This is a genomic window from Aquitalea pelogenes (assembly GCF_041914625.1).
Taxonomy (GTDB): Bacteria; Pseudomonadota; Gammaproteobacteria; order Burkholderiales; family Chromobacteriaceae; genus Aquitalea; species Aquitalea pelogenes.
In genome coordinates this window covers 183,058-199,896 of record NZ_JAYSDA010000005.1, presented here as the reverse complement: position 1 = coordinate 199,896, position 16,839 = coordinate 183,058, and the positions used below count along the sequence as shown (strand labels likewise).

At 55.5% G+C, this 16,839-nt stretch carries 15 protein-coding genes; 8 read left to right on the top strand and 7 right to left on the bottom strand.

Annotation, left to right across the window (positions count from 1 at the left end; all coding sequences use genetic code 11):
- Nucleotides 1–45: 45 nt before the first annotated feature.
- From ACE3SE_RS06425 to ACE3SE_RS06405, 5 genes are read left to right on the top strand one after another with little or no spacing between them, the layout of a single operon-like run.
- Nucleotides 46–2,241 carry a heavy metal translocating P-type ATPase gene (locus tag ACE3SE_RS06425; RefSeq protein ID WP_374554284.1) on the top strand — a complete coding sequence of 732 codons (2,196 nt, stop codon included), beginning with the start codon at nucleotides 46–48 and terminating at the stop codon, nucleotides 2,239–2,241.
- A complete protein-coding gene (locus ACE3SE_RS06420) occupies nucleotides 2,241–2,477 on the top strand; it encodes a hypothetical protein (RefSeq protein WP_374554272.1) in 237 nt (78 codons plus the stop codon). Before ACE3SE_RS06425 ends, ACE3SE_RS06420 begins: the two co-directional genes overlap by 1 nt.
- Nucleotides 2,470–2,718 (top strand): DUF2933 domain-containing protein, encoded by a 249-nt coding sequence (locus ACE3SE_RS06415; protein WP_374554271.1) that lies wholly within the window; start codon nucleotides 2,470–2,472, stop codon nucleotides 2,716–2,718. The genes ACE3SE_RS06420 and ACE3SE_RS06415 overlap by 8 nt, the downstream gene beginning before the upstream one ends.
- Nucleotides 2,719–2,721: 3 nt before the next feature.
- Nucleotides 2,722–3,372 (top strand): methyltransferase family protein, encoded by a 651-nt coding sequence (locus tag ACE3SE_RS06410; protein ID WP_374554270.1) that lies wholly within the window; start codon nucleotides 2,722–2,724, stop codon nucleotides 3,370–3,372.
- Nucleotides 3,373–3,383: 11 nt separating this feature from the next.
- On the top strand, nucleotides 3,384–4,382 hold the full coding sequence (locus ACE3SE_RS06405) for a YVTN family beta-propeller repeat protein (RefSeq protein ID WP_374554269.1): 999 nt from the start codon (nucleotides 3,384–3,386) through the stop codon (nucleotides 4,380–4,382).
- A gap of 69 nt (nucleotides 4,383–4,451) precedes the next feature.
- On the opposite strand, the gene ACE3SE_RS06400 is transcribed toward ACE3SE_RS06405, so the two are convergent.
- The gene (locus tag ACE3SE_RS06400) at nucleotides 4,452–4,790 is read right to left on the bottom strand and encodes a chromate transporter (protein WP_374554268.1); all 339 of its coding nucleotides are present in this window, start codon (nucleotides 4,788–4,790) and stop codon (nucleotides 4,452–4,454) included.
- Nucleotides 4,791–4,873: 83 nt separating this feature from the next.
- Here ACE3SE_RS06400 and ACE3SE_RS06395 point away from each other — a divergent pair, with 83 nt between their 5' ends.
- The 3 genes from ACE3SE_RS06395 (at nucleotide 4,874) to ACE3SE_RS06385 (ending at nucleotide 6,916) form a co-directional block, all read left to right on the top strand.
- On the top strand, nucleotides 4,874–5,143 hold the full coding sequence (locus ACE3SE_RS06395; protein WP_374554267.1) for a metal-sensing transcriptional repressor: 270 nt from the start codon (nucleotides 4,874–4,876) through the stop codon (nucleotides 5,141–5,143).
- Nucleotides 5,144–5,206: 63 nt separating this feature from the next.
- Nucleotides 5,207–6,256 (top strand): DMT family transporter, encoded by a 1,050-nt coding sequence (locus ACE3SE_RS06390; protein ID WP_374554266.1) that lies wholly within the window; start codon nucleotides 5,207–5,209, stop codon nucleotides 6,254–6,256.
- A 57-nt stretch (nucleotides 6,257–6,313) separates the two neighbouring features.
- Nucleotides 6,314–6,916 (top strand): phosphatase PAP2 family protein, encoded by a 603-nt coding sequence (locus tag ACE3SE_RS06385; protein WP_374554265.1) that lies wholly within the window; start codon nucleotides 6,314–6,316, stop codon nucleotides 6,914–6,916.
- Between the two features lie 622 nt (nucleotides 6,917–7,538).
- On the opposite strand, the gene ACE3SE_RS06380 is transcribed toward ACE3SE_RS06385, so the two are convergent.
- The 6 genes from ACE3SE_RS06380 to ACE3SE_RS06355 form a co-directional block, all read right to left on the bottom strand.
- The gene (locus tag ACE3SE_RS06380) at nucleotides 7,539–9,365 is read right to left on the bottom strand and encodes a TnsD family Tn7-like transposition protein (protein WP_374554264.1); all 1,827 of its coding nucleotides are present in this window, start codon (nucleotides 9,363–9,365) and stop codon (nucleotides 7,539–7,541) included.
- A gap of 12 nt (nucleotides 9,366–9,377) precedes the next feature.
- A complete protein-coding gene (locus tag ACE3SE_RS06375) occupies nucleotides 9,378–10,850 on the bottom strand; it encodes an ATP-binding protein (RefSeq protein ID WP_374554263.1) in 1,473 nt (490 codons plus the stop codon).
- Nucleotides 10,847–13,039 (bottom strand): Mu transposase C-terminal domain-containing protein, encoded by a 2,193-nt coding sequence (locus ACE3SE_RS06370; protein WP_374554262.1) that lies wholly within the window; start codon nucleotides 13,037–13,039, stop codon nucleotides 10,847–10,849. The genes ACE3SE_RS06375 and ACE3SE_RS06370 overlap by 4 nt, the downstream gene beginning before the upstream one ends.
- 1 nt (nucleotide 13,040) lies before the next feature.
- Complete coding sequence (locus ACE3SE_RS06365; protein WP_374554261.1) at nucleotides 13,041–13,748, bottom strand: TnsA endonuclease N-terminal domain-containing protein; 708 nt, start codon at nucleotides 13,746–13,748, stop codon at nucleotides 13,041–13,043.
- Nucleotides 13,749–14,040: 292 nt separating this feature from the next.
- Nucleotides 14,041–15,870, bottom strand: coding sequence for a glutamine--fructose-6-phosphate transaminase (isomerizing) (gene glmS / locus ACE3SE_RS06360; protein WP_374554260.1), 1,830 nt, complete (start codon nucleotides 15,868–15,870; stop codon nucleotides 14,041–14,043).
- Complete coding sequence (locus tag ACE3SE_RS06355; protein ID WP_045847709.1) at nucleotides 15,870–16,661, bottom strand: DeoR/GlpR family DNA-binding transcription regulator; 792 nt, start codon at nucleotides 16,659–16,661, stop codon at nucleotides 15,870–15,872. The genes glmS and ACE3SE_RS06355 overlap by 1 nt, the downstream gene beginning before the upstream one ends.
- Nucleotides 16,662–16,839 lie beyond the last annotated feature (178 nt).

Genomic DNA, 16,839 nt, shown 5'->3' with positions numbered 1-16,839 from the left:
TTTATGGCTGACCCCCAGCGCTATGCGCAGGCGCCAGGGGCAAAGATGGTTGCTGTTCTGCACAAGCATCATCACCAGCACGCGGCAGTGGCTGAAGTCGCAGCGCTTGGCGACAAGGCCAAGGACCCGATTTGCGGCATGGTAGTCAACAAGGCCACCGCGCTGAAGAGCGAACGTGGCGGCCGCAGCTATTACTTTTGCAGCGAAACTTGCCTGCGCACCTTCGAGTCGCCGGAAAACGAACTTAAGTCGATGAAAACCCGTGTCACCGTGGCCATGACCGGGGTGCTGGCGCTGGCCATCCTTCGGGCCGGTGCCTTTCTCGGGCTGGCAACTGGCGCCACGTTGCTGACTTGGGCACCCATCCCGAATCTGCCATGGTTTACCTGGGGTATGTGGCTGTTCATCTTGGTGACACCGGTGCAGTTCATCGGCGGCTGGAGCTTTTACCGGGGGGCCTGGAATACGCTGCATACCGGCAATATCAACATGGATTTCCTGATCGCGCTGGGTACCTCGGTGGCGTACTTCTACAGCGTGGCGGTGATGTTCTTTCCCGACGTGCTACCGGTGAAAGTGGCCGAACGCGATGTCTACTTCGAAGTTTCCGCCGTGATCATCGCCTTCGTACTGCTGGGGCGCTACATGGAGGAAATCATCAAGAAAAAGTCTTCCGCCGCCGTACGCCGCTTGCTGGACCTCAAGCCTGCCACCGCCCACGTACTGCGGGATGGCCAGGAGGTGGAGGTGCCTGCAGGCAACATCATGGTGGGTGAAACCGTGGTGGTGAAGCCCGGCGAGAAGATCGCCACCGATGGCGAAGTCATCTCCGGGCAATCCACGGTGGATGAGTCCATGCTGACCGGTGAATCGATGCCAGTGGAGAAACAAGCGGGCAAGACGGTGATTGGAGGCACCCTCAATCGCGCTGGGGTATTCAGTTTCCGGGCCACCCGCATCGGGGCGGATACCGCGCTGGCGCAGATCATCCGAATGGTGGAGGAGGCTCAGACCAGCACTGCGCACATCCAGCGTCTGGCCGACGAGGTCACCCGCTACTTTGTGCCAGCAGTTGTTGGCGTGGCGGTGCTGGCGTTCCTCGGCTGGTGGTTGGCCGGCAATTTCCCGCAGGGGCTGCTGGCCTTCATTGCCGTGCTGATCATCTCCTGCCCATGCGCGCTGGGTATCGCCACGCCGGCGGCGCTGATGGTGGGGGTAGGCCGAGGGGCGGACAGCGGCATGCTGATCCGTGGCGGCGAAGTACTGGAGCGGGCGGAGAAGCTCAGCTGTGTGGTGTTCGACAAAACCGGCACCCTCACGCGTGGTGAGCCGACAGTGACCGACATCGTGCCGTTTGATGCGCACACTGAGCTGGAAGTGTTGAGCCTGGCCGCAGCGGTGGAATCCGGCTCCGAGCACCCGCTGGGCGAAGCCATTGTGCGTGCGGCCAACCATAGGCAGCTGACTTTGCCGGCGGCCAGTGCCATCACCGGCCTGGCGGGGCTGGGTATTCGCGGTGAGGTCAATGGCTTGCCGGTATGGCTGGGCAACCGGCGGCTGCTGGCCCAGCAGGGCATTGCCACCGCGGCGGCGGATGACACCATGCGGAGTCTGGAGCAGAACGGCAAGACCGCCATGCTGGTGGGCTATGGCGACAAGCTGATCGGCCTCATCGCGGTGGCCGATACGCTCAAGCCAGAAGCCAGCGAAGCCATCTCCCTGCTCAAGCAACAGCACATCAAGGTGGTGATGCTTAGCGGTGACAACCAACGCACGGCCAGTGCCATTGCGCGCCAGTTGGGCATCGAGCGGGTAATCGCCGAGGTGATGCCGGAAGACAAGGCCGCCGTGATCCGTAACCTGCAGCAGGAGGGCGAGGTGGTGGCCATGGTGGGCGATGGTGTCAACGACGCGCCGGCACTGGCTACCGCCGATATCGGCATCGCCATTGGCTCCGGCTCGGACGTGGCCAAGGAAACCGGTGGCATCATTCTGATCCGCAACGATGTGCGTGATGTGGAAAACGCCATTCGTCTCTCCCGCGCCACCATGCACAAGATCAAGCAGAACCTGTTCTGGGCCTTCATCTACAACAGCATCGGCATTCCGGTTGCCGCGCTGGGCTTCATGAATCCCATCCTGGGGGCGGCAGCCATGGCGCTGAGTTCGCTCTCCGTCATCGTCAACTCGGCCTTGCTGAAGCGGGTGCGCATCAGCACGCAAGCGGAAGGCGGTGCCTGATGAATCGTCTCGCCTATATCAGCTGCGCGCTGATTGCCTTACTCATCATCGGGCTGGCGCTGGGGCGCTTTGGCATCTCGCTGCCAACCTTGGAACTAGCGCTGCTGCTGGCCGCCTGCCCATTCGGCGTGATCTGGCTGAGCTTTCACCTGACTCGGCGCAGCGAAGCGGATATCGATCAGGCGCTGGCGGTAGAGCAGCGCGAGCGTAAGCACAAGGAGAACCTCCATGCATGATCATCATGATGAACAGCGCCGCCGCCGTGGTAACTGGGTGTTTCTGGGCTTCGTGCTGATTGCCGGCTTCCTGATGTTCAGCGAACACCGTGCCCATGTCCTTGGCGTACTGCCTTATCTGCTGCTATTTGCCTGCCCATTGATGCACCTGTTCATGCATCACGGACACCACGGACACCACGGGCACCACCATCACGATACCAGCAATGACAGCGGGCAGCCGCCGCGAAGGGAGCAGTGAGCCATGAATCACGATATGTCAGCATATGGCCTGTGGGGACTGGTGATAGTGAACTCCATGGTGTTCATCATTTTTGCCTTCAGCTTCACCAAGCCAAAAAGTGCGCGGGACTGGCGCTCGCTCGGCATGTTCTCGGCCTTCATCGTGGCGCTGTTCACTGAGATGTACGGTTTCCCGTTGACGATCTACCTATTGTCCGGCTGGCTGGGCAGCCACTACCCCAACATTGATTTCTTTGCCCACGACAACGGCCATCTGCTGGAGATGATGTTTGGCTGGCGTGCAAATCCGCACTGGGGGCCATTTCATCTACTCAGTATCGTACTGATCATTACCGGCTTCTGGCTACTGTCGGCATCCTGGCATGTGCTATACCGCGCCCAGCGCCAGCAACAGCTGGCGACGGAGGGGCCCTATGCCTGTATCCGGCACCCGCAATATGCTGGCTTCGTCATCATCATGTTTGGCTTCCTGCTGCAGTGGCCCACTCTGCTGACGCTGCTGATGTTCCCGATTCTGGTCTGGATTTACTCCCGCCTCGCTTTGCACGAGGAGGCAGAGATGCTAGCGCAGTTCGGCACGCGTTACGAAACCTATCGACAAAACACCCCCGCCTTCATCCCCAACTGGGGCCATGCTCAACATCATCATTGAGGATTTACCTTATGCGAAGGGTTATTTCTGCTTCCCTACTGACGACTTTGTCGCTACTGTCCATCGCCGCTATGGCAGCACCAACTGGTACGGTGTTTACCGCCAACGAACGCGGTAATTCGATCAGTCAAGTAGATCTGGCTACTGGCCAGGTCACCACCATGCCGCTGGACATTGCTCCTCACAACGTGCAAGTCACCCCGGATGGTAAACGCTTGCTGGCCGTCGGTATGAGCGAACATGCCGGCCACCACCGAGGACAGGTCAGCGGTGATTTGCTGGTCTTCGACTTACCGCTAGGTCCGAAGCCGGTATTCCGTCTACCGGTGGCCGGGCATCCGGGCCATGTGATCACCGATGCCAGCAGTAACATTGCCTATGTGACCGATGCAAGTAATAACGCGGTACAGGTTTACGACCTGACGGCCAAGCGACAGGTCGCGTCCATAAAGACTGGAAAATACCCACACGGGCTGAGGCTGAGCCCGGACGGGCGAACTATTTATGTGGCCAACGTGAAGAGCAATAACGTATCAGTACTGGATGCAGTCAGCCAGCGCGAACTTGGCCGTATCGCCGTGGGCACTGCCCCTGTGCAGGTAGGGTTTGCACCGGACGGCAAGCAGGCCTATGTGTCCCTGAGTGCCGAAAACAGTCTTGGTCTCATCGATACCGCCACGCGCAAGCTAACCAGCAAAGTCAAGGTTGGCCGCACGCCAATCCAGATATTCGCCACGCCGGATGGCCGGCAGGTATTCGTGGCTGACCAGGGTAGTAGCAAGCAACCGGACAATCGGGTGTCGGTGGTCGATCCGAAAGTGGGTAAAACCATTGCCGAAGTACAGACTGGTCCAGGGGCCCATGGCGTGGCGATCAGCAGTGATGGCCAGTACGTGTTCGTCAGCAATATCGAATCAAGCACTATGTCGGTGATCGACAGCCAGCAGCATGTTGTCGTAACCAGCTACAAGGTAGGTGACGGACCGAACGGTATCAGCTACCGCGAGTAGTAGTGTTACGGTAGATAAACAGCAAGGGAGACCGTATAGGTCTCCCTTATTTAATTGCAGAAAAACGCCTCATCTTGGGCGGCCAATTATGCGTCTCCGCTTAGCACTGTTTTGCCCAGTCCAGCAGCACCATAAAGAACCAAGGGAGCACGAAGGCCAGCCCGGCCAACGTGGTACCCAGGGTGCATAGCCGAGATAAATGGCCGTTTGTGCAGCCATCGACTCCGGTGCCAACTGGGCCAAGGCGATACCTTCCTTGTAGTAGTCGTCGGCTTCAGAACTCCAATAATGGCGCTCAACCAGGTCGAGATGTATGTAGCCAACTAGGTCCACTGGACCGCCGAAACCGAAAGTGCTATTTCGCCTCGATGGCAGAGCGTCTTCCACCACCTGCTGCACGTGGGCCATGTCATGTCGGACGCCAGGAAAGTCTCGCTGCCAGATCTAGATTTCCTTGTTTTTTCCTATCCCCCTGGATAGGATATTAAACCATGAGTACACACACCTCCCATCCCGACATCATCAAACGTCTCAAGCGCGCCGATGGTCACCTCAAGAGCATCATTAGCATGCTCGAAGAGGGGCGCAGCTGTCTGGACATTGCCCAGCAGCTTCAGGCCGTCGAAAGCGCTGTCACCAACGCCAAGAAAATTCTGGTGCATGACCATATCGAGCACTGTCTGGAACATGTCGTGCTTGAGGGCCAACAAAGTGCGGACGAGACCCTACGCGAGTTCAAAGAGATCACCAAATACCTCTAGACGGCACACGTTCGGCGGGACTCCCCCACAACAGGGGAACTACCTAGTAACTGAGAGATCATCATGAGTTGGAAAGAAGGTCTACGCCAGCCTGGCGTGCCATCGGCGCTAGGCGCTGCGCTGTTATTTGGCGCCGGGACGCCATTTGCTAAGCTGCTACTGCACAACGTAAACCCATGGCTGCTGGCCGGGCTGCTCTACCTTGGCTCTGGCTTTGGCCTGACGCTGTACCGTCGCCTGACGCGAGCACCTGCTGTCCGCTTGCCTCGTCAGGAAGCCCCATGGTTTATCGGGGCCATCGTGTCGGGCGGTGTCATCGGGCCGGTGTTACTGATGCTGGGGCTGACCGGGATGCCAGCCTCCGGGGCGTCGCTGCTGCTCAATGCTGAGGGCGTATTCACGGCGCTGCTGGCTTGGTTCGCCTTCAAGGAAAACTTTGACCACCGCATTGCGTTAGGAATGGTGGCCATTGCAGTAGGGGCTCTGATCCTGAGCTGGCCGGGAGAGGCGCGCTTCGCTGGCGTGTGGCCGGCACTGGCTGTCGTTGGCGCTTGCTTCGCCTGGGGTATCGACAACAACCTGACGCGCAAAGTCTCCCTGACGGATGCAACCTGGATCGCTTCGGTCAAAGGGCTGGCGGCTGGCTCGGTTAACCTGCTGCTGGCCTTAATGCTGGGGGCTTCTCTGCCGCCGCTGCCTAACCTCGGTGGCGCGATGGTCGTTGGCTTCCTTGCCTATGGTGTGAGCCTGGCACTGTTCGTGGTAGCACTGCGCCACCTCGGTACGGCCCGTACCGGTGCCTACTTCTCTGTCGCGCCGTTCTTCGGTGCACTACTGGCATTGGCCATGGGTGAGCCGATCACACTACCGTTGTTGCTTGCCGGTGGTTTGATGGCACTCGGCATCTGGCTGCACCTCACCGAACGCCACGAACATGAACACACGCACGAAGCATTGGAACATGAGCACGAGCATGTGCATGATGAGCATCACCAGCACGATCATGACTATCCGGTTGCGCCTGGCACCAAACACCGTCATCAGCATCGGCATGAGGTGCTGACGCATTCCCACCCGCATTTCCCTGATTCACACCACAGACACAAGCACTGACACGCTGACGGTCGAGCCAGAACACGTGTACATACTACATTTGGAACAAGTTGATTTATGAACGATCTTGAAGTTTTTAACCGCACGTTATTTCTCCAAATTAACGGTGGTGCCGATACCCCGGCTTGGCTAATTCAGACCGCCATCGGTATGGCGGATTATTTGGTCTATCTGATCCCGATACTACTATTCGGACAGTGGCTGTGGGGTAACCATGGGTGGCGCAACCTGGCTATCAAGGCATGCCTCGTCACTCTGCTGGCACTTGGTGTGAATCAGGGCATTGGCTTGCTCTGGACCCATCCTCGGCCCTTCATGATCGGACTCGGACATACCTGGATTCCGCACGCTGCCGACTCGTCGTTCCCGAGTGACCACATGACCGTGTTCGCCGGCATCGGATTGACGCTGCTGTTTGACGGTGCATTGGGATGGGCAGTAGTCACACTGTTGACCGGGCTGGGTGTGGCTTGGGCACGAGTGTTTCTGGGCGTGCATTTCCCGATGGATATGGCTGGCGCGGTGGGAGTGGTGGCTGTGTCCTATATGGCTGTAAAGCCGCTTTGGCAGGTGCTGGGTGCGTTGGTCACTGACCATGTTGAACGCCTGTACCGGCTCATGCTAGCGCGTCCTATCGCAAGGGGCTGGATACGAGGCTGACTAGACGTGCCTATGATGGCTGTCTGCTTGACGAGAAAACATGCTGGCCGCCTTTGAGGCAATCTCGGACTCAAAGGCGTATTGTCATGCGAACGCGCTGCGGATTTGGCATGCGCGATGGTGATGGCTTTCAGATGCGAAGTCATGGCGGTTTTGGCATAGGAATTGGCAACGGAATTCGTGCGAATACTCATTCAGCGTAAATTTGGACAAGAAAATGCAATGCTGGTCGATGTGCGCGAGGAGAATCAAGTCACTCAGCTGGTTTTTGCATCGCTCGCGTTTCGTAGACACATATCCGTAGCTCCTTGAAGGACTGCTAGATAGCGTCCTGCCGTAGGTAGTTAAGCCGAAATGTTGCTACCGGCCAGACGTGCAACAAGAACAGGCAAATGCCGACGCTCTTTGTCAGTAGGCCGGCCAAAGCCGACGGCCATAATCCATTGGAGAAATGGCTACTTCTCTATTGAAAATGGCCATAAATGGATCTAGCAAGCTCGGGGCGATTCAGGCCTGCCAGTTGATGGTTTGGCACTTGGGAGGGACTTGCACATGCGGTCATTCTACCGGACGGATGCAAGCCCTGATTTGTGCAACAAAGCCGTCAGTAGGTAAATCTTGCTTATACGTTTTCCTGACATAGCACTTTGATGAACTGTTGAATCTCAGCAGAAAGTGTGGGACGAATGCCAGCTTGGCGCAGTAAACGCCATCGGATTACGGGTACTCCTTTTGCACTCAACTGGTCACGGGCCCAAACGAGTCGCCGACAATGAAACTGCTGCTGACTTTCGACCACACTGGCAATCGCCTCCCTAGTCAGAGGTAGCTTGTCGAGAAAGTGGTCAAGCAGCGCCGCTACGTGAAGCTCTCTGCCAATCAAAGACAAGGTCACTCTGATTGGCCGTCCCCCCAGATATTTCCTTGCCTCAGACCATTTTTCTACACGCTGGGCTAACAACCGGTCACGTTGTTCCCAATCGACCCTGGCCATTCTTCGACGTGGAACTTTTCCATAGTCAAGGACTTGCTGCCCGAGCCAGTCACGATCATGCTTATAGAGCCATTGATACTCGGAGCTGTGTCGAAGTGGCATGTGACGCAAATCATCCAAGAACCGCTGACGGCGTTCGACCCGCTCCCGAGTTGCTCTTAGTGCTCGCCACTGAGTAGCAACCAGTGGTTGCATTCTTAGCACACGATACAGGCTTACCAGTGATAACTGTTCTTTGACTGCAATATCGCTCAATGACAGTCCAGCTAAAAAATCCTGCTCCAGTGCACTCATAACAGGCGGGCTCAGGGTTTTCGGTCGGGACTTAACGGGTAAACCTAGCCTGACAGCGTCCAACCGCAATGTGGTCACACTGACGCCGGTAAGCTTGGCCACTTGCTGCAATGACCCGCCAGTCCTCGCTAGCACCTGACATAGCAGAGCATCACTCTCCCGACAGTCCTTCTGAATACGGTATGATGTAGGCTCCACAATTCGGCTCGCTCTCGGTGCCTCTACCCACTGCAGCAGCATCTCACCACTAAAGCCCAAGCCTTCAGCCAACAACAAGTGTTTGAGTGGATGCAGCGATCGTCGTGGCTTACGCAGTAACATCAGCAACCAACTAGGCAACTCCCCTGCTAACGCCAAGCATCCCCTGAATTCATGTTGGGTAGGGAATTGCATCATGGCTTGCATCAAATAGGTATGTAGCGCAGCCAAGTGCAAACGTCCGGTAGGCCGCGCCAGTCCGAGGTCGATGACCCGCTGCAGGTAAAGCCGCTGCCAAGTTTGTGGTGGTATAACACCCAGGTTTGAATTCAGTATCTGTGCACTCAGCTCTGCTAGACGACTAAGTGAATCTCGTTGGGAAAGCGTCACGGGTAATGGGACTGCGTGGTTCTGCGGCTCGGTCTCATCAGGTAAGACAAGTCGTAGAGGCAATCCTGCCATCCACGTTGAGTCGACCTCAAACAGAGGAAGGTGATGAAGTGGGCAGACCCATACTCCTGGTAATTGGTGAGAACGGTGCCAATATGCTTGACCATACTGCCGACGGTCAGCACCAAGACATACAGGACAATACCGGTAGAGAGTTTCTGCACCGACTTGACTGGCCACCATGCCGAGCAGCGTCTTAATGGCCCCAGTCTGACGCCCGGTTAGATAGGCTGAGGCTTTATTAGCTTGCCAAGCAAACAGGAAGGGGCGGAAGTATGGAAAGATAGTGAGTTGATCTATGACTAAGGAGATACCCTTATCAGGGAATAATGCAGTGCTCGCTACATGTAGGTGCTGGGGAAAAGAACAATGCAGTAAAGGGGCTGGCGTACCGAACAACAGCTCAATTGTATCTCGATAACTCATGAAACCTGTCAACCGATGGTATCGGCTTACTAGACTGAATAGAGTTTCATCGGGATAAGGCTGAGGACAGAAATCGAGCTGTCTCATGATGATGTTGCCTCATGCAGAACAGTATGCAAGCGAGAACTCGAAGGGATCTGTTAAAAGCCAACCAGCCTGCTTCAACGCAGCAACTGAATCAGTCTGCTGTGCAAACTGAAGCGCCTCAGAGGGGCGTTGAACTATTGGTGGTGAAGCAACATTCGGCCCTACCTGTGTAGGGCTGACCATCTCCACATGTGAGACCAACGGTGATGGCATGTTTTCCAGAATGTTCAGCCGAGCCTGCAGCGTTCCCCCATCATTGGGTTCCATCATGAACTTGAACTGTTCATCCGTCGGCAATAGATCTTCAAACCGCCTCATCTGCTCAGGATTTCCACTACGTAACGCAGAAATAGCAGGCTTCAGCAGCTTCATTTTTGTATCGGCAACATAGCTGAACACCTCTGGGGTCAGGGTTTCCTTACCCGTTTGAATGGCATAGCGCTGGCCAAGAATCATCAACTTGGTCAGAAAATCCGTCACACCTTGGGTCAAGTCATAAAGTCGCCCCCTGATATCTGGTGTCAACGGACCTGGGGCCTGAACCCACTGGTATTGCCAAACAGCATTCAGCAAAAGGTTCCACACAGGGTCATCTTGCTTTGGTTGCTGGAACTCATGGTCGCCCATATCACAGGCCCGGCGAGCATTACGCATCACATCGGCGAACAGCTCTACCATCGAATTGGTGCCGATAAAAGCAACTGGAATACCAATACAGTTGATCAAGTTTACGAAGAAATTCAGCATATTCTCTTTGCCACCTGTCTTGGCAACACGTAAATGCTGTATCTCATCAATGAACAGGGCGCCGATGAAAAACGTGCTAGCCGCCTGCTCCATCATCTGCACCAGCTCTGGCACACCGGCTCTGGGACGGATACGCCGCAGATAACGATCTTGTCCCAGGGCCACGTCAACCGCCCGAAAAAACGCTCGACACAGGCCAGACAAGGACCCGTCATGAGGGCAGTCAAGTTTCAAGTAAGTAATCTGTGTATGCACGAACCCACGGTCGTGATACTTCTGGTGACGGATAACCTGAGGGTAGAGCTTGAGGATTGAGTTAAGTGCCGTGCTCTTCCCAATACCGCTCAGCCCTACGAGGCTGAATGACGACGCAGAGGAAACGAATTCCGATGCGGCACCTCGATCTGTTGAAAGCGAGTACAAATGGCGCCAAGTTCCGGCTACCATCGGATTGCGCCCCACGTAGCCTCCACGGATGACTGAGGAGACCACGCCTTCCAGTTCAAGGTGAATCGGCATTGGCTGGACTAGGCGCTTGAGTCGATCGATACAGTGCAATCGGATCTCTTTTGGCTGTCTTCTCTCTTCATCAGTCGGGATGTCAGGAAAGTTCGACATTGCCACTGCGGCGGCCTCTTCAGAATGAATCGGCGGCAATGCTTCGATGAGCGGGTTACCCCGGTATTCAGCAACGCTCTGTTCCAGATACCCTGCGGGTATAAATACATCACGGGTCACGACGCTTTACCTTTCTGGTGAAGCCGTCCGAGAAGGTCAATCACTTGGGAACTCCGTTCCCCTGCATAGGTCGTTGCCACGCCAGTAGTCTCTGCAGACTCTGGCGGCTTCGGTGACGTATGGCGTATGGTGCCAAACCGTTCACTTAGCCGTACTTGCTCAATCACTCTTTCCACTTGGCGATAGATACGAATCCCAGCAATCCGTTTGGATGCTGACACACCACTATCAACTTTAGCCTGTTTAGCCTTTTTAATCGTAGATTCGATTTGTTCATCCAACCTAACACGACTATTGAGACTGGAAAAATGAGTGCTAGGAGAGGGATTCTTCACTATCTCAAGCATATCGATGACCTCTTCGAGACGATAACCTCGATAGCGATCTTCAGAGCCTCTAAGTGAACAGCGGTGGAATGATTTATCCTCCCCCTGAATCCAAATATAGTCGGTCGACCATGGAGAATACCAAACCCTGACGGACTCCCTCCCCTTGTTCCTAGCACGCGCGAACCAGTTGCCTGCTACGGCATATTCGGATGTATAAAACATACCCATATAATTTATCCCGCCGGCTTGAATACTGGCTTGAGCACTCGGAAGTAAATGCAGATACACCTCCTCCGCTGACCGAATATTGGGTTGCCCGATCCCTTGCTCGACACCCCAATTCCAAATATTGATAGGAGTCGGCTCTATACCATCTTTGATCATCTCCGCACTCAAACGATACGGCTGCCTATTGTGTCGGTTGTAATGCAAGATGCTCGCGATGATGATCTGAGTAAACTCTTCCAAATTAAGGGTAGCATCCAAGCGTACGTCTCTCTCTCCCCGCTCACGTTCACGAGCACGCACTCCACCTGGAATCCAATGGATTTGTGAAACATCATTGAGTAGTTTAAAGCGGCTCTCGACGACAGCCTTCCAGTCTGGCCGGTAGGGCCCAGGTACAGCCACGTCGATCCTCAGCCCATTGACGAGCGCTTGCTCGGCCGCCTTACTCAGCAGTTCAGCTCGGTCAGCCATGATTTCCTGAGGAAGATGATGACAGGGCCACTCGGCTTCCGAGATATCGAGACCGTGCACCTTGCAAAAAGCGACTTTGTCGGTAAATGCGTTGAACAACGCATGGCGAGCGCCATCCCAGCTCGGGCCTTCCAGACCAACGAAGAGTCCGACGATCATGCCGGAGAAGACATCGACCACGACATAGACGATTGGCCGACCTATAATCCAATCTTGTCGATAACGACTGACCAAATAGATATCTGCCACCGTGGCGTCAATCTCGAAGCGATGGCAAGGACCAAATACCCCATCACTGGCCCGTCCAGATAAGGCCCGGTGATCCTTGGCCCAACGCCGCCCTCCGCTGCGACCACGCAGCACGGTCATATCGTCAAAGGCCTTCTTGCCCCAGTAGACAAATTGCCGTTCAGATGGGAGCTCTGACAGTGGTCTTAAAACCACATCGCTCTCTGCCTCGCCTGGGCTTGAGTGCTCAGCCCGATAGAAGCGCCTCAAGGTCTTTTGATACGCATCGGGAATCGACTTTACCTTGTTCTTTACGTAAAGCGCGAAACCGATCCGGATAATTTCCTTGTCTTGCTCAGTGAGGATACCCTTCTTGACTGTTACGGTTTCTCCAAGATAACGAGCAGGCCGACCAGGTACATTTCCTCGGACAAAAGCTCTTTCCACGCCGGGATTTCCCCGCTTTGTCCGATCTGGAAGCAAAGCATTACGCACTCCACCATATAACCAATATCTGTAGAGCAATCGGTATAGCGTCTTTCTTGGTAAGCCTGACTTTGCAGCATGAGCAGCCACCATCGCTCCCAACATGCCAGGGAAAAATATCTCCCCTGGCAGAGCAGTCTCTAGCAACGGCTGTATGCGCTTCCAATTCTTCTCGCGCACCTCTTTTGCGTGTTCAGGCAGGTCTGTTTCGAGCTCAAGCATGAATGCAGGAGGGCGCACCTTGGTCTTACGTATCGTCTCAGCCTGTAGCATCAATACTAAATCGTCGAAGCCAAAGATCCATGGACGTTTGGGAGGAAACTCAATCGTTAGTAACGTCACACCTCTTGAAGCTTGATCAATCCAAAGGAGACGAGCTGGCTTATCAAATGGGATCTCGCCCATAACCGACTCAACCACATCGTTTACGACTAACTGGTTTGACATATCAAGCCACCTTTGATGTAAAGACAGGAGAAGCGGTCTCACTAAAAAGCTCGAACACGGGAGCTTCCATTGTCAACTGGAGAGGGGTAGCTTGCAGATCAAAACGGATCGATTTATTCCAGACGAGGTGTTTGAACAGCACAACTCCGTCATTGTAGGTGAGGTGGATAATTTTTGAAGCCGCCCGGATCATCGACGACAAAGTCCGACCAGTGCCATTGAACTGGCCGATAATATCCAGAAAGTAACAATGGAGATCGTGATCTTGTAGCCTACGCTCCAGATGTACCCCTTTACGCAGCCACTGAAGGTTATGACTGATGGCAGGCCCAATGCAGAGGTCAGTGACCACCAGCCAATCATCCCTTCGATTCATCCAAAAACAACGCTCAATTTCAAGCTTTTGCAAGGTCCATTCAAGTTTCGGAGAGGGTAAAAGGTCCTCTTCATACTTGACCGTTCTGGCCGCCAGATGTGGTTGACCATCCTCACCAAGATAGGTAACCAAAAAGTCCGTTGTTAGCACAAAAGGAACTTTGGTTCCAGGGTAGTTGGGATACTTTATGCCAAGGCTAGCAGCGATATCCTGGGCTTCTCTGACCGGAAGAATCGGATATTGCTCGCGAATATCAATAACTCGCTCGGAAAACTCCAAAGTCAGGAAATAGGCAAACTCAAGGTCAGACAGAAGATGATAGACACGATCCACCTTGCTTCCTGATACCTTACGAGATCGTCCATGGGAAGGCACATCTTGGACTCGGAGCCATGATTTATAGTCCCGACCTTCTCCTTGGCCGTACCCCTGCTCAATGTACCGCTCGATATCGGCTTGAGTCTTAAAACGACGCCCCCTCACCACACCCTCCAAAGATTAGTTTCTTATTGGAAGTATAGAGAGGGGGCCGGTTGTGTCAAACTATATTGTTTTGTGTCAGATTATATTGTTTTGTGTCAAAAACTATTGTCGCTTAACATCTAGTCAGAAGCCTGCCCGGTGATTACTCCACCGTGACGGATTTTGCCAGGTTGCGCGGCTTGTCCACGTCGGTGCCACGTGCCAGGGCTACATGGTAGGCCAGCAGCTGAACCGGGATGGTGTGCACAATGGCGGACAGCACGCCGACATGGCGCGGGGTGCGGATGACGTGTACGCCGTCCGACTCGCTGAAATGGCTGTCCAGATCGGCAAACACGAACAGCTCGCCACCACGGGCCCGCACTTCCTGCATATTGGATTTCACCTTTTCCAGCAGCGCGTCGTTGGGGGCAATCACCACCACCGGCATGCTTTCGTCCACCAGCGCCAGCGGGCCGTGTTTCAGCTCGCCAGCCGGGTAGGCTTCGGCGTGGATGTAGGAGATTTCCTTGAGCTTGAGTGCGCCTTCCAGCGCAATCGGGTAGTGCAGGCCACGGCCGAGGAACAGGGCATTTTGCTTGGCAGCAAACTTGTCGGACCAGGCCTTGATTTGCGGCTCCAGATTAAGCGCATGCTGTACCGAACCCGGCAGCTGGCGCAGTGCTTCCTGATAATCGTGCTCGGCTTGTGCATCCACGCGGCCGCGCAGTTTGCCCAGCGTTACCGCCAGGGCAAACAGGCCGACCAGCTGGGTGGTGAAGGCCTTGGTGGAAGCCACGCCGATTTCAGCACCGGCGCGGGTGTAGAACACCAGTTCGCTGGCGCGCGGAATGGCAGATTCGCGCACATTGCAGATGGACAGGGCCATGCTGTGGCCCAGTTCCTTGGCGTACTTCAGCGCTTCCATGGTGTCCAGGGTTTCGCCGGACTGGGAGATGGTGACCACCAGATGTTTGGGGTTGGCAAAGGCGTCGCGGTAACGGTATTCACTGGCGATTTCCACATCGCAGCTGATACCGGCAATGCTTTCGATCCAGTATTTGGCGGTCAGGCCGGCGTAGTAGCTGGTGCCGCAGGCCAGAATCTTCACGCCTTCCACTTGCGGTAGCAGTTCGGCGGCACGCGCACCGAACAGCCCGGCTGCAAAGCCGTTTTCCAGCACCGCTTCGATGGTGTCGGACAGGGCCTTGGGTTGTTCGTGGATTTCCTTTTGCATGAAGTGGCTGTACGGGCCCAGTTCCAGCGAAGCCAGCGATACGTCGGACACATGCACGGCGCGTTCGATCACCTGATCGTTCTTGTCATGCAATACCACGCTGTCACGGGTGAGCAGGCCGATATCGCCCTCTTCCAGGAAGATGACACGACGGGTGGCGGACAGGATGGCAGACACGTCGGAGGCGATGAAGTGTTCGCCTTCACCCAGGCCCACCAGCAGCGGGCAACCCATGCGGGCGCACACCAGTTCGTCCGGGCGGTCCAGCGCGATAACGCCGATAGCGTAAGCACCGGTCAGTTGGCGGGTGGCTTGCTTCACGGCATCAAACAGGCTGACACCGCCTTGATAGTAGTGATGCACCAGATGGGCGATCACTTCGGTATCGGTCTGCGAGGTGAATTCATAGCCCAGCGCTTTCAGCTGCTGACGCTGTTCTTCGTGATTTTCGATGATGCCGTTATGCACCACGGCAATCTTGTCGAAGGAGATGTGCGGGTGGGCGTTATGCTCGGTCACACCGCCATGGGTGGCCCAACGGGTGTGGCCAATGCCCAGCGTGCCTTGCAGGCCTTCTGCCGCTGCAGCGGCTTCCATTTCGGCCACACGGCCGACACGGCGCACGCGGCTGATGGCATTACCGGTATGCACGGCGATACCGGCGGAATCATAACCACGGTATTCCAGGCGTTTGAGGCCATCCACTAGAATGGAAACCACATTACGCGCCGCAATGGCGCCAACGATGCCACACATTATTTTCTCCTTGCACTGTCGTTGCCAGCGGGCGCGCAAATCAGCGTGATGCCCTTGGCCTGAATGATGTCCCTCGATTCCGCCGGCAGTGCCTCATCGGTAATCAGGGTGTGAATGGTGTGCCACGGCAATTCCAGGTTGGGAATGCGGCGGCCGATCTTGTCCGACTCCACCATGACGATGACTTCGCGTGCGACTTCCGCCATCACGCGGGACAGGCCCACCAGTTCGTTGAAGGTGGTGGTGCCACGTTCCAGGTCGATGCCGTCGGCACCGACAAACAGCTGGTCGAAATCGTAAGAGCGCAATACCTGCTCGGCTACCTGGCCCTGGAAGGATTCGGAGTGCGGGTCCCAGGTGCCACCGGTCATCAGCAGGGTGGGTTCGTTTTCTAGTTCGCGCAGGGCTGCCGCCACGTTAAGCGAATTGGTCATCACCACCAGGCCGCGCTTGCTGCCCAGCAGCGGAATCATGCCGCTGGTGGTGGTACCGCTGTCGATGATGATGCGGTTGTGGTCGCGTATGCGCTCTGCTGCCGCACGGGCGATATCCAGCTTGCGGTCGGACACCTGGCCCACTTCCGGCTCCACTGCCATTTCACTGGGCAGGGCAACCGCTCCGCCATAACGGCGCAGCAGCAGGCCACCTGTTTCCAGCAGGGCAAGGTCTTTGCGGATGGTGACTTCTGAAGTGGCAAAACGCCGGGTCAGCTCATCGACACTGACTTCACCACGCTCTTGCACCAGGGTGGCGATGGCATGGCGGCGTTGCTGGGTATTTCGTTTGGTCATTGAAACATTTCGTTTCGAAAGTTTCGTCATGATATCGACTGAATAAGTCAATATCAATCATCAGAACCGTAAAATGTGATGTTTTTCTTTTGCAACGAAAGAAATGCCACAGCTTTGCTGACAGACGGCAAATGAAAATGCCCGCCGTGCTTTCTTGTGAAAAGCGCAGCGGGCATGG